Source organism: Aliidiomarina sp. B3213, assembly GCF_003290085.1.
Classification (GTDB): domain Bacteria; phylum Pseudomonadota; class Gammaproteobacteria; order Enterobacterales; family Alteromonadaceae; genus Aliidiomarina.
In genome coordinates this window covers 447842-460840 of the sequence record NZ_QMKJ01000002.1, presented here as the reverse complement: position 1 = coordinate 460840, position 12999 = coordinate 447842, and the positions used below count along the sequence as shown (strand labels likewise).

The window sequence follows — 12999 nt, the reverse complement described above, 5'->3', positions numbered from 1 at the left end:
GAGCGACCTGTGACTCCTTTATTTATTCGAACGGTTTCCCTAAGGTTCAGATTAACGCTAGCCCTGTTGCTAGCGTTTTTGCTTTTAGTTTTAGACCACCGTCTTTCCGTAATGGAGCCAACACGGGCTGTTTTAAACTCGATTATTAGCCCCATTCAGTATTTGGCGGTTGTACCTGAACAGCTGCTCTCACGCCTCGACCAAAACCTACAAAGCCGCAAAAATCTGCGTCAAGAAAATGAAACGTTGAAGCTGGATATGCTCGAGATGCAAGGGCAAATGCAACGCTATCAATTTTTAGTGCGCGAAAATGAACGACTACGCAATTTATTAGCCTCGGAAGCTCGAGAAGACAGTTTACGCATGGTGGCGGAAGTTATCGCGGTCGACTCGAATAACTTTTCTCATCAAGTTGTGGTGAACAAAGGTAGTGCGCACGGAGTGTTTATCGGACAGCCCGTACTCGACGATCAAGGTGTAGTGGGGCAAGTGATTAGCGTCGGCGTGTCTACCGCACGTATTTTACTGATTTCCGATCAAAACCACGCGCTACCTACCCGAAGCGCGCGCAGCGGTATACGTGTTGTGGTACAGGGTATCGGTGAAACCAGCGAGCTTGATGTTATGCACGTGCCGCATTCAAGCGACTTGGCTGAAGGTGATTTGTTGCTGTCATCTGGTCTTGGTGGGGTATTCCCGGAAGGTTATCCAGTAGCTCGAATTGTTACCATCGACCGAGACGACTCTTTACCTTTTGCACGCGTTTCCGCAAGGCCTATTGCACACTTAGACCGTATCCGGATGTTATTACTTGTATGGCAAGCCGGCGGTGAGCAACAACCGGTATTTAATCCGATACAAGAGTATCGTGAGCGCTTAGAGGGTGCGCCTGAGTCTGAAGGGACCAACCCAGAAACAGAGGAGACTGCAGGCGAATGATAGAAACTAGCAGCTCTATGGGCCAGCGCTTTGTGATTTTTATGACCTTTGTGGTGGCGCTCGTTCTAGCCACCATGCCCATGTCGTTTTGGGCGGCAGCCATTCGACCCGACTGGCCGTTATTGGTTTTGCTTTATTGGGTGATTGCGCTTCCTCATCGCGTGAGCATTGGCATCGCGTTTATACTGGGTATCAGTGTCGACATTCTTATCGGTTCAAGCTTTGGGATTCACGCCGGCGCGTATGCTCTAGTTAGCTACAGCGCAGCCCGTCATTACCAAAGAATACGAAACTTCTCGCTATTACAGCAGTCTTTATTAATGGCTGCTTTAGTTGCGGTTGAGCGAATTATTGTTTTCCTAATTGAATATTACCTCAACGACGCGCAGTTCTTTGGTCAGTATTTCTGGCCTGTACTTAGCTCCGCTATTTTGTGGCCGTGGTTGTTTCTGATTCTTAGAAAGGTTCGCCGTCGATTCCAAATGATATGAGTAAGTTATGTCTTGCCTCGGCGTCTCCAAGGCGCCGAGAGTTATTGTCTATGTTACCGGTTTCTTTTGATGTTCAGCCGGTCAATATAGAAGAAAAGCGCAAGCCCAATGAGGCTGCGGCAGACTATGTACAACGCCTAGCGCTTGAAAAAGCGGATGCTGGGCTGCAGCGTTTTAGTGAGTTTAATGCCTTTCTGGGCTCCGACACTATTGTCACTTTAGGCGACGAAGTATTTGAAAAGCCGGAAAACTTCGACCATTTTTACTCTATGATGCAGTCACTTTCAGGCGTTCAGCACGAAGTAATGACCGCCGTTGCAGTGGTCAAAAGAGCAAAACGCGAAACCTTCAGTTGCACTGTGCCAACCCAAGTTGAATTTCGTAAGCTGAGCGAAGCAGATATTCAATGGTATTGGAACACCAAAGAGCCTTTAGACAAAGCCGGCGGATACGGCATACAAGGTTTAGGTGGCCGATTCATTAAACGTATTTCAGGTAGCTATAGCGCGGTTGTAGGTCTGCCTTTGTGTGAAACCGAGTCGCTATTGGCAAAAGCCGAATTACTGGAGTTGTAACCATGACAGCAGAAGTACTTGTCAACGTAACCCCAAGCGAAACCCGCGTGGTTGTCGTGGAAAACGGCATTTTGCAAGAAGTTCATATTGAACGAGAAGCAAAGCGTGGTCTGGTGGGTAACATTTATGTAGGCAAGGTTAGCCGTGTATTACCGGGAATGCAGGCTGCATTCGTGGATATTGGTTTAGACAAAGCGGCATTTCTTCACGCGTCTGATATTTTGCAGCCGGTGACGTCACAGACGGGATCGCAAAACGACGGCCCGGCACACAAAGACATTACTGAACTGGTGTCTCAAGGCCAGTTTATTATGGTGCAGGTGGTGAAAGATCCTTTAGGCACAAAAGGTGCCCGATTAACCACAGAAATTACCATTCCCTCTCGTTATTTGGTGCTCATGCCACGCTCTGAACATGTGGGGGTGTCGCAGCGCATTGAAAACGACGAAGAGCGCGAACGCCTCAAAGGTTTAACCGAAAGTTTGTCTGACGATGAAGTGGGCTTCATTGTGCGCACGGCAGCCGAAAGTGTGCAAGAAGACGAACTCAAGCAAGACGCAGAGTTTCTTCGCCGAGTATGGAAAAAGGTGAGAGAGCGCAGACAACGTAAGTCGAAAGGTGGTGTGTTGTACCAAGACCTGAACCTAGCTTCTCGGGTGTTAAGAGACATGGTGGGCGTAGAGGTAGAACGCATTCGCGTGGACTCTAAGTTAGCGCATCAGCAACTTGTCGACTTTGTTGAGGAATTTATTCCCGAAGTGGTTAACCGTGTTGAGCTGTACGAAGGCGAGCGTCCTATTTTCGACCTGTTTGACGTAGAAAATGAAATTCAGCGAGCGCTAGATCGTCGGGTAACGTTAAAGTCGGGTGGAAGTTTGATTATCGACCAAACGGAAGCCATGACCACTATTGATATTAATACGGGTGCTTTTGTAGGTCATCGCAACCTAGAAGAAACCATTTTTAATACCAACGTAGAGGCAACTCAGGCTATTGCGCGGCAACTGCGCTTACGCAACTTGGGCGGCATTATTATTGTTGACTTCATTGATATGCAAAATGCCGATCATAAGCGTCGAGTTTTGCATAGCTTAGAGCAAGCGTTAGCGAAAGACCGCGCGCGTACCAGCATTAGCGGCTTTACCTCTCTAGGCTTAGTGGAAGTTACCCGCAAGCGCACCCGTGAAAGCTTAGAACATGTGTTGTCGTCAGAGTGTCCAGTGTGTAAAGGGCGCGGCACCATGAAAACGGTGGAAACCGTTTGCTATGAAATTATGCGCGAGATTGTGCGTGTACACCGTGCTTACGATGCCGACAAATTTGTGGTGTATGTTTCTGCAATGGTCGCCGAACGCTTATTGAATGAAGAGTCGCATGCCTTAGCAGAACTAGAAGTATTCGTTGGTAAGCAGATCAAAATTCAAACTGAATCGTTGTATCACCAAGAGCAGTTTGACGTGGTGATGATGTAGTGAAAATTACCCGTGCCTTAGCTTATGCCATCAATAAACTTTGGCTGACTGTAGCAGTATTGCTGGTTACGGCCGCAATATTGCTGTCTATTGCCCGCATCGCACTACCTTATGCAGACCGATATAAGTCGGAAATTGAAGCATTAGTCCTTTCCCAATATGGCCAGCCCGTAGACATCGGCGAGCTTTCCGCTACATGGTCGATGAATGGCCCCGCATTGGTGCTTAAAGACGTTCAGTTATTGAATGAGAACTCAGAGCAAATCAGTTTTACTTTAGGTGAAACTCGAGCACGCCTAAATTTTTGGGACAGCTTGTTAGGCTGGCATATTGTTTTTGATGACTTCGAATTGGTGAGTGTTGAGTTAGACATATACCGACACAGCGAAGGCGAACTGCCGGCATTGCCGCTATTAGAAGCTATCGAACGATTGTTGTTCGAGCAGTTAACCCAGTTTAGCGTAGAGCAGAGCCTCATTAGGCTGCATGACCAGCAAGGCGGTGTGCGCACAATTTCGATACAAGACTTAAGTTGGCTGAACCGAAATGGACGTCGCCAGGGCGTTGGTCGTTTCAATATACCAAACGTAACCGCTAATCACTTAGACTTCATTATCGACTTGAACTCGAGCGTCGGAGAGCCGCTCGCGGGAAGTATGTATGTAGAGGCAAGTCACCTCGACATTTCTCCGTGGATTACCCAGTTAACGCACACTGCAGAAATTCAAAAAGCGGAATTTAACTTACGCGGTTGGTTAGACTTCGCCGACGGTCAGTTTACCCAAGGGCAAGTTCACTTCGACGAGAACAGGTTAGAGTGGGTTCGTGGCGAAAGTGAGCATGTACTTACTACCAGCCCGACAACTTGGTTGTTGTCACCACAGGTAGACGGTTGGTTAATGAATTCCAACCCTATGTTTATTCGTTTAGACCAAGAAAATTGGCCTGTAGACACGGTAGCCTGGGAATACCTAAATGGTACGCATACCTGGAACGTGAGCAACTTAGAAATTCCTAATGCCAGCCCTGTTTGGGGACTCTTTGGTTCTCCTGGGGAGGAAATGAGTGCTTGGTCTGAGGGTATTCAGCCCACCGGTGACATTCATGAAATTCAGTTGCGCCTTACGCAAGAACAACAATGGCAATTTTATTTGTTAGCAGACGATTTAAGCTGGCAACCTCATCGCGGTATCCCAGGGGTAGACGGATTAAAGTTTGAATTTTGGAGTGAGCGAAACCAAGGACGCTTCGAAATTTCCGGTGAGCAGGTCATGCTCAGTTCGCCCAGTACTTTCGCTTCTGATCAATTACTCAAGAGCTTACGTTGGGAAGGCTTTTGGAGTCGCAACGAAGAAGGCTGGACCGTGCGACTACCCAATGCACGTTTCAACTTACCAGACGCAGCTATAGTACAAAGCTTACGTGTGGAAGGCGGGAAGAACCGTAGCCCTCATGTCGAGTGGTCTGTGAGTAGCGGTGAAGAATCGCTAAACACCTTAGACGGATTAAGCCTTTTACCATTGCAACTTGGCCAAGGAGTAAGTGATTACTTACAGGGCGCAATGCGTTCAGGCAATGTCGAAAACTTGCGTATGCTGTGGCGAGGTGCGTTAAACGATTTCCCTTATCGTGGTGGTTCTGGTGTATTTCAGGCAAGCGCGCAGCTTTATGATTTAGAGTTCCGCTTCTCACCGAACTGGCCTACGCTTCGTACAGAAACGGCAACTATTTCCTATCAGAATGAAGAGCTATCGATTTCCACGCCAGCAGCAATGCTCGCGGAAGTAGAAATGAGCAATGTTGTTACACGTATTCCGGAAATATCACAGCCTGAACGACAATTGATAATTAGCGCCGAAACCCAGGAAAACCCTGCCACGCTACAGCAACTTTTTGCACAATCTCCGCTTGCGAATTCTGTAGGTGCAGCCATGGAACAAGTTGTTGGCTCGGCGCCGGTTACGGGCGCATTTACGCTAACGATACCTTTGGCAGATCCGCAAAATACGCAAGTTGAAGGGTATGCGAATATCGTAAGCCAAGATGTCTTCATTCAACCCATCAATACTGAGTTTACAGGCGTTTCGGGTCGACTTGAATTTACCAAGGACACACTAAGCTTTGCAGCGAGTCGAGTAGGTTGGAAGGGCTTGCTGTTCAATGTCGAGGTCACCGGACAGGGGAGCGAGACTGACTCCTCCGCAGGGCAATATCAACTGACTATTGCTATGGATTCGCTATGGAATTCAACGCGGTTGGTGAACTCTCTTAATTTAGACGCTCTAGCGCCCATGGTACGCGGCGACGTGCGTTCCAGTGGCGAGCTAACATTAACCTTTAACGGCGAAGGTGTGCTTTACGACGGCTTATTCCGCTCTGATTTAACCCCTGTGGAGAGTGATTTACCCGAACCATTCCTGAAGGCCCCGGGAGAAATTTGGTTCTGGGAAACAACGCTTTCGGGGAATTTAGATGGCTTGCGATTAACCACGGGCGTTGAAGATCATTTTCAGTTTGATGCAAGTAAAGTTACTGGCGTTGAAGGCTTTAATGCCGCTACTTTGCAGCTCGGTGAAACCAGTGACGCAGTAGAATTAGCCACAGGTGAGAGCCAATTAGCGGTGGAGCTAGCGTCTTTCGACATAGAAGCTTGGCAACCTTTAAGCACATTGAAAACTGACGGGGAAGAGAGCGAGAGAGCCGCTTTCATTCCTGCTTTAAGTTCCATATCCGCGAATATAGATGAAGTTAACGTTGTAGGACTGCCGTTTCATGAAGTAAGCATTAACTTACAGCGAGCTGACAACCTGTGGCAGGGAAGAATCGACGCCACCGAAACACGCATTGAGGTGGACTATGCCGAGCATAGTGACTCAGTTCGGTTAACAGCAGACTTCTTAGAGCTGAGTGGAAAAGAGATTCTCGGTGAGCGTTCACCAGAAGAGCCAACGCAAGAACAGCAAGAGCAACAAGAAAGTAGCGTTGGTGAAACCAAGTCAGCGTGGCTCAACTCTTTGCCTCCTTTCGAGTTTATTTGCCGTATATGCAGATATAACGGCAATGACTTTGGTCGCGTAACTTTAGGTTTCGATCCTCGCATCGAAGACGGGCAGTTACGCCATTTGCGTATACTCAAAAGCGGAGCGCGTGTTGAGTTAACCGGCGGTTGGATAGAAACCGATGGCGAAGTTTACAGCAACCTAGAAGGCGAGTTTGAAACGTCGAATATTAGTGCGTTATTGCAACAATGGGGTTTCGACTCAGTAGTGCGCGACGCGGCTATGGAAGTAGAAAGTACCTTGATATGGGAAGGTGGCTTACTCGACTTCAATATGCAATCGTTGGACGGTAGCACGCGCTATAACATGGAATCGGGTTATCTACGTGATGTCGACGATGGCGGCGCACGATTGTTCTCGGTACTTAGCTTAGACAGTTTAGTACGTAAGCTTACGTTAGATTTTCGTGACATTTTTGCCCGGGGTATGTTCTTTAATAGCTTTGCCGGAAACCTAGAAATTGTCGATGGTGTGTTTACCACCAACAACAGCACCATGTTAGGCTCGGCAGGTGACTTAGAAATACAAGGTTCGACCGACTGGAATACGCAGCTTATCGACTACAAGCTAAGTTACACACCAAAAGTAACTTCGAGTTTACCGGTGTTGTTAGCCTGGATGGTGAATCCGCCAAGTGGCATTGCAGCCTTGCTTATCGACAGGGTGTTACACGACGCAAAGGTTATATCGCGCCTTGAATATCGTATGACGGGTACGGTACAAAACCCTGAAGTGAATGAAGTTCGACGTGATTCAACCGAGGTTGAGTTACCGGAAGAAGCCATACAAGAGCTCGAGCAGTTACAAGAGTCTTCAGAAGCTCAAGGCGATAGTACGAATGAAAATTCTCCAGAAGAAGCCGGCGGAGCCGCAGAAGATGAAAGCACAGCCGCAGAAGGAGAGACTAATGAAGAATCAAACGAAGAAGGAAACGGCGGTAATGGCGAATAAGCCATGCATTACGTTACTTCAATGGACTTCTTTAGCCAGTTGGCAAGACAACCAGCAGAAGCTCATGGAGTTTATAGAGAAACTTCCCGAGTGCAGACCTCAATTGGTTATTCTTCCCGAAATGTTCGCGCAATTTGGCGCAGGCGAAAAGCGCCAAGGCGCATTAGCGGAACCGTATGGGAACGGGCCGATTCAAACTTGGCTGGCAGAAGTTGCCAAGCAACATAATATTTGGATTCTCGCAGGAACAATGCCCATACAAGCAGGTGAAAGGTATGCTGCTGCATCCATACTTTTCAATGCGCAAGGCGAGCAAGTAACGCGTTATGACAAAATACACTTGTTCGATGCTTCCGTAGACGACGGAACAAAAACCTACCAAGAGTCGAAGTTTACCCGACCGGGAAATGAAATTACCGTAATCGAAACGCCTTGGGGGAGTTTAGGGCTAGCTGTATGTTACGATCTTCGCTTTCCTGGCATGTTTCAGGCGTTACGGCAGCAGGGCGCGGACATTATTACCCTGCCTTCAGCCTTTACTAAGGTGACAGGCAACGCCCATTGGGAAGCATTGATTAGAGCCCGCGCTATTGAAAACCAAGTGTATATGCTGGCGCCCAACCAAACCGGAAAACATGCGGACAATCGAGAAACCTGGGGACATTCTATGGTGGTCGACCCATGGGGCTCGGTAGTAGAACAATTAGGCAGTGAGGAAGGTATGCTCACTGTAGAGTTAGATTTAGAACCTGTACGCAGCATTCGCGAAAAAATGCCTGTTGTGCAGCACAATCGATTTGAGGTGAATTTCGTTGAGTATGCACCAGCAAGTAAGTGATGTTTTGCTAAGCGCAAACCAAATAGACGAAGCCGTGTTACAGCAGGGCTTAGACACCATGTATTCGGGCTCACTAGACTTTGCCGACATTTATTTGCAGCAAAGCGTACATGAAATGTGGGCACTCGAAGACGGCATTGTAAAAAGTGGTAGCTATACCATTGAGTCTGGCTTAGGTGTTCGTGCTGTTGTAGGTGAGAAAACCGGTTTTGCCTATGCCGACAGTATTTCCGCACAGTCATTACAAGACTCGGCAAGAGCCGCGCGTGGTATTACCGACGTAGGTCAGTCGAAGAAAACTAAGATTCTTAGCGCCTCAGAAACGAAGCCGCTTTATATTCCAGACGACCCGCTGAGAAGTTTGTCGGAAGCGAAGAAAATTGAAATGCTTCAACAAATGGACAAACAAGCACGTAAGCTAGACCCGCGCATTTGCGAAGTGTCGGTAAGCCTTACTGGTGTTTGGGAGCATATTCTCGTGGCGGCGACAGACGGCACGTTAGCCTCTGACATTCGTCCACTTGTGCGCCTTAATATTACCGTACTGGCAGAACAAGACGGTCGCCGTGAGCGCGGCAGTGCCGGCGGTGGTGGTCGTGTAAACTACCAATACTTTGCCGACCCAGAAGTAGGGCAGAAGCCACGCTATATCGCGTATGTTGAACAAGCCGTTCGCCAAGCATTAATTATGTTAGAGGCAAAACCAGCACCTGCAGGCGCTATGCCGGTAGTGTTAGGTGCAGGTTGGCCTGGTGTGTTGCTGCATGAAGCGGTGGGTCATGGTTTAGAGGGTGACTTCAACCGTAAAGGCGCTTCTGCTTATGCCGGTAAAATGGGTGAGCAAGTAGCAGCGAAAGGTTGCACCATTGTCGACGACGGCACCATTTTAAATCGCCGTGGTTCGTTGTCGGTAGACGACGAAGGCACCCCTTCAGGTTACAACACGCTAATCGAAGACGGGCGCCTGGTGGGTTACATGCAAGACAAAATGAATGCCCGTTTAATGGGCGTAAACCCAACGGGAAATGGCCGTCGTGAGTCTTATGCTCATTTACCCATGCCACGCATGACCAACACGTACATGCTGGGCGGGGACTATGAGCGCGACGAAATCATAGCGTCGGTGAAACAAGGTATTTATGCGCCACAGTTTTCTGGCGGTCAGGTCGACATTACCTCGGGCAAGTTTGTGTTTAGTGCTTCAGAGGCTTACCTCATTGAAGACGGTAAAATTACCGCGCCAATTAAAGGTGCGACACTGATTGGTAATGGGCCAGAGTCGATGCGCCAAGTGTCGATGATAGGTAATGACTTAGATTTAGACACAGGTATTGGTGTGTGTGGCAAAGATGGCCAAAGCGTACCTGTGGGTGTCGGGCAGCCAACGCTCAAAATTGACATGATGACCGTTGGCGGCACTGAGTAAGGTGCTGAGTAAGTATTTAAGGTTTAGAAACTTCCCTTAAATATTTGAAGAGTTCGCGGTAAGCAGCGGGTGGTTTGTTCTGCTCTTTTTGCTTTGCCGCAGTGCGCACGAGCTGGCGCATGTGTTGACGGTCGGCGTGAGGATATTCGTCGATAAACGCTTGAATGGCCTCGTCACCTTGTTCAAGTATACGGTCACGCCATTGCTCTAACGCATGAAAGTGTTTTTGTTCGTGCAGATGCGCATTTTCCTTCTCGGCGATAGCGTCGAGAATAGGTTGCGGATCGTCGTTACGTAAAACTTTGCCAATGTATTGAATTTGGCGTTTAAAACCAACGTGCTTATTACGGATTTTTTTCGCGAGTTTTACCGCCTCTAGCAATTCGTCGCTAAGCGGTAATTCAGCAAGCTGGTTTGGGGTAAGGTCTACAAGCTTGCGCCCTAAGTCAGTAATGGCCAGCACTTCACGCTTTCGGTCTGATTTGCTGGTATATAACTCGTCGTCTTCAATGTCCATGATGTGTCCGCACGTAGGTAATACGAAATAAAAATGAATTTTAGCAGTTTAATGGCTAAGTAGTAAGGAGGCAGTGTTGTCTAGTCGCGCCCAGTTACAAGAAGAAGTAGAACGTTCACAACAGGCGGTTGCAGAAGCGTTGAGCCAAGCTAAGAAGTTAGGCGCTAGTGCTGCTGAGTGTGCGTTGAATTTTAGCCAAGGGTTGTCGGTTTCGTCGCGCTTAGGTGAAGTGGAAACCGTTGAGTTTAACCAAGACGGCGGTTTGGGTATCAGCGTTTATCGTGGTCAAAGAAAGGGTAACGCCAGTACTGCCGATCTTTCACCAAAAGCTATCGCGGCAGCAGTAGAAAAAGCCTGTGAAATTGCCAAATGGACAGAAGCGGATCAATACGCCGGGCTTGCCCCAAAAGAGCTGATGGCTACAGACATTCCAGACCTAGAGTTGTTCTACGAGGCGAACCAAACTCCAGAATATGCAACCGAGCAGGCGTTAACCTGTGAACGCGCAATGCTCGACATGGACGAGCGCATTGTGAATTCTGACGGTGCCAGCTACAGCACGCATTGCGGCTTTAGAATGTACGGCAATACGCACGGGTTTACGGGGCACTATTTAAGTTCTCGCCAAAGTTTAAGCTGCATGCCTATTGCCAAAGAAGGCGAGCGTATGGAGCGGGACTATGCTTACACGCTAGCGCGCAATCCGGAACTATTGGCGTCACCACAAAGTGTAGCGGCTGAAGCTGTTCAGTCTACGGTAAGCCGACTTGGTGCAAGAAAGCTGAAAACGATGAATGCGCCGGTTATTTTCCACCGCGACGTAGCGCACGGTTTATTTGGCCACTTTGTGAGTGCCATTAGCGGCGGTAATTTGTATCGCAAAACCAGCTTCTTGCTAGACCATTTGAACGAGCAAGTATTCCCAGAGTGGCTCAATATTCATGAAAACCCGCTGTTAAAAGGTGGTTTGGCGTCGACTGCATTCGACCACGAAGGTTTGCAAACTGTAGAGCGTGACATTGTTTCGGGCGGTAAGCTCAACACATACTTGCTCACCAGCTACGCAGCACGCCGCATGAACATGAACCCAACTGGCCACGCTGGTGGTATTCATAACTGGCAAATTGGAACCGGTGACTTAAGCTTTGACGCGATGTTGAAGGAAATGGGCACGGGTTTGGTGGTTACGGAACTGATGGGTCAAGGTATTAACATGGTTACGGGTGACTATAGCCGTGGTGCGAGTGGCTTCTGGGTTGAAAACGGCGAGATTCAGTTCCCGGTTACGGAAGTGACAATTGCGGGTAATTTAAGAGATATGTTCAAGCAGATTACGGCGATTGGCAACGACATAGACAAGCGCCATGCTGTGCAGTCGGGTTCGATTTGGATTGATAATATGAAGATTGCTGGGGAGTAGGATTTGGCTGTAGGTTAGGTAGGTATCGAGTCACGTACGGACCGCTGTGCGGTCTGCACGGTGATGGTTAAAGGTGCTAGGCATCTGATCACGTTTCAACGGCTAACCGATGAGGCTTGCGAGAATCTGCCGCAGGGACGCCGTGAACCCATCCATGGGGGCTTCTCTTCGACGTCCCTGTCTCAGAGACCCTGCGGTCAGAAACCTCGCAATCCTCTGATATCGGTCAGCCGTTGCATCAAACAACATCAACACAAAGAAAAAGTCACAGCACAAGCAAAGTGCATCGAGCACTTCACTTGCGCATGTGTGCCGGACATCAAGCTAGGGAGTCTGTACGGACCGCTGTGCGGTCTCCACGGTGACGGTTACACCAGACTTGCCCCAACCCAACCAATCTTGTAAGTTAGTGCTTAAATAATAAACGCGCGCCGATGGAGTATGGCAAGCGAATAGCAGTTGAACAATCTACTGCAAAGAACCAGCTCAGATAGTTTCCTCATGGAAGAGCCTTTCTTACTTTTCGCTTTTGTATGCCTGTTTTGCTCTCTTTGAAGCGTATTCTTGCGCTCGGTTTATCGTGAGAATCGATCACCATACATAGGTTTTATGATTGTTCATCGTGGAAAATGAGCATGCTTGTTATTGTGCATGCGCATGTATCGGAGATATGAGGCACGCTTAGTATTAAAATGTTAGCACTCAAGGAGCTACATCAATGAAACATACCCAAAAAGAAATAAGCCAAATCTGGGATAAAGTGAAGAACAATAAATATGCAGGTTCTTCAGCTGAACACCAGCCGGTGATATGCAGCGACGATGACGCGGAGCAATGTATTAGCATTCCGAACTCAGAGGGTACCGACCGAGAAGTTTATTCACGCAAAAACGAAGAGGAAGAATGGAAAGTCGTACCATATGTAGGTGAACGTCACGCATTAAACTGGAGTTAACTTCTTACAAGGCCTAGCGCGGCTATACGGTATCAGAAAGGAAAGGTAATGGCACAGTTGGACAAGCTTGCTCAAATAATCACTCGGCGAAAAGCAAAAAAATTATCTGAGTTAAATTCGGGAATCCTAGCGATCATAGGTTCAGGATCATTTCTTATAGCGGGTTATTGGGGGCTTATGCTGTCGACAGTCGTCCCAGATATGGTGAAAGCGACAAATGAGCATGGTCTCCCTCCGCTGGCAATTGGGATATGGCTGCTCTTGGGCGGGTATTCGGCTATTGTATGGTATTTTGGCTGCATCGCCTCACGTTGCCATTCTTTATTATACGAGCGTTGGTTCAAGTGATCTGCTGT

Annotated in this window: 11 protein-coding genes; 10 read left to right on the top strand and 1 reads right to left on the bottom strand. The window is 48.2% G+C overall.

Annotation, left to right across the window (positions count from 1 at the left end):
- The first annotated feature begins 9 nt into the window (after window positions 1-9).
- From mreC to tldD, 7 genes are read left to right on the top strand one after another with little or no spacing between them, the layout of a single operon-like run.
- Window positions 10-939 (top strand): rod shape-determining protein MreC, encoded by a 930-nt coding sequence (gene mreC, locus DQX04_RS07390; RefSeq protein ID WP_111915253.1) that lies wholly within the window; start codon window positions 10-12, stop codon window positions 937-939.
- Entirely contained in the window at window positions 936-1430 is a 495-nt protein-coding gene (mreD, locus tag DQX04_RS07385; RefSeq protein ID WP_207916264.1) for a rod shape-determining protein MreD, read from the top strand. Before mreC ends, mreD begins: the two co-directional genes overlap by 4 nt.
- A complete protein-coding gene (locus DQX04_RS07380; protein ID WP_111915252.1) occupies window positions 1427-2005 on the top strand; it encodes a nucleoside triphosphate pyrophosphatase in 579 nt (192 codons plus the stop codon). The genes mreD and DQX04_RS07380 overlap by 4 nt, the downstream gene beginning before the upstream one ends.
- Before the next feature lie 2 nt (window positions 2006-2007).
- Window positions 2008-3477, top strand: a complete 1470-nt coding sequence (gene rng / locus DQX04_RS07375) for a ribonuclease G (RefSeq protein WP_111915251.1) — start codon at window positions 2008-2010, stop codon at window positions 3475-3477.
- Complete coding sequence (locus DQX04_RS07370) at window positions 3477-7487, top strand: YhdP family protein (RefSeq protein ID WP_111915250.1); 4011 nt, start codon at window positions 3477-3479, stop codon at window positions 7485-7487. Before rng ends, DQX04_RS07370 begins: the two co-directional genes overlap by 1 nt.
- Window positions 7444-8325, top strand: coding sequence for a carbon-nitrogen hydrolase family protein (locus DQX04_RS07365; RefSeq protein WP_207916262.1), 882 nt, complete (start codon window positions 7444-7446; stop codon window positions 8323-8325). Before DQX04_RS07370 ends, DQX04_RS07365 begins: the two co-directional genes overlap by 44 nt.
- A complete protein-coding gene (tldD, locus tag DQX04_RS07360; protein ID WP_111915248.1) occupies window positions 8306-9751 on the top strand; it encodes a metalloprotease TldD in 1446 nt (481 codons plus the stop codon). Before DQX04_RS07365 ends, tldD begins: the two co-directional genes overlap by 20 nt.
- 16 nt (window positions 9752-9767) lie before the next feature.
- Here tldD and yjgA read toward each other — a convergent pair whose 3' ends face one another.
- Complete coding sequence (yjgA, locus tag DQX04_RS07355) at window positions 9768-10268, bottom strand: ribosome biogenesis factor YjgA (protein WP_111915247.1); 501 nt, start codon at window positions 10266-10268, stop codon at window positions 9768-9770.
- Between the two features lie 73 nt (window positions 10269-10341).
- On the opposite strand from yjgA, the gene pmbA reads away from it, so the two are divergent.
- The 3 genes from pmbA to DQX04_RS07340 all read left to right on the top strand — a co-directional run bounded on the left by pmbA (window position 10342) and on the right by DQX04_RS07340 (window position 12991).
- Window positions 10342-11688, top strand: coding sequence for a metalloprotease PmbA (gene pmbA, locus DQX04_RS07350; protein WP_111915246.1), 1347 nt, complete (start codon window positions 10342-10344; stop codon window positions 11686-11688).
- Between the two features lie 718 nt (window positions 11689-12406).
- A complete protein-coding gene (locus tag DQX04_RS07345) occupies window positions 12407-12643 on the top strand; it encodes a hypothetical protein (protein ID WP_111915245.1) in 237 nt (78 codons plus the stop codon).
- A 48-nt stretch (window positions 12644-12691) separates the two neighbouring features.
- Complete coding sequence (locus tag DQX04_RS07340; RefSeq protein ID WP_111915244.1) at window positions 12692-12991, top strand: hypothetical protein; 300 nt, start codon at window positions 12692-12694, stop codon at window positions 12989-12991.
- Window positions 12992-12999: the final 8 nt, after the last annotated feature.

What these genes read in the sequence shown, in the direction of transcription:
- mreD (WP_207916264.1), top strand. Translation starts at nt 936, where the DNA reads ATGATAGAAACTAGCAGCTCTATGGGCCAGCGCTTTGTGATTTTTATG.
- DQX04_RS07380 (WP_111915252.1), top strand. Translation starts at nt 1,427, where the DNA reads ATGAGTAAGTTATGTCTTGCCTCGGCGTCTCCAAGGCGCCGAGAGTTA.
- rng (WP_111915251.1), top strand. Translation starts at nt 2,008, where the DNA reads ATGACAGCAGAAGTACTTGTCAACGTAACCCCAAGCGAAACCCGCGTG.
- DQX04_RS07365 (WP_207916262.1), top strand. Translation starts at nt 7,444, where the DNA reads ATGAAGAATCAAACGAAGAAGGAAACGGCGGTAATGGCGAATAAGCCA.
- tldD (WP_111915248.1), top strand. Translation starts at nt 8,306, where the DNA reads ATGCACCAGCAAGTAAGTGATGTTTTGCTAAGCGCAAACCAAATAGAC.
- yjgA (WP_111915247.1), bottom strand. Translation starts at nt 10,268, where the DNA reads ATGGACATTGAAGACGACGAGTTATATACCAGCAAATCAGACCGAAAG.
- DQX04_RS07345 (WP_111915245.1), top strand. Translation starts at nt 12,407, where the DNA reads ATGAAACATACCCAAAAAGAAATAAGCCAAATCTGGGATAAAGTGAAG.
- DQX04_RS07340 (WP_111915244.1), top strand. Translation starts at nt 12,692, where the DNA reads ATGGCACAGTTGGACAAGCTTGCTCAAATAATCACTCGGCGAAAAGCA.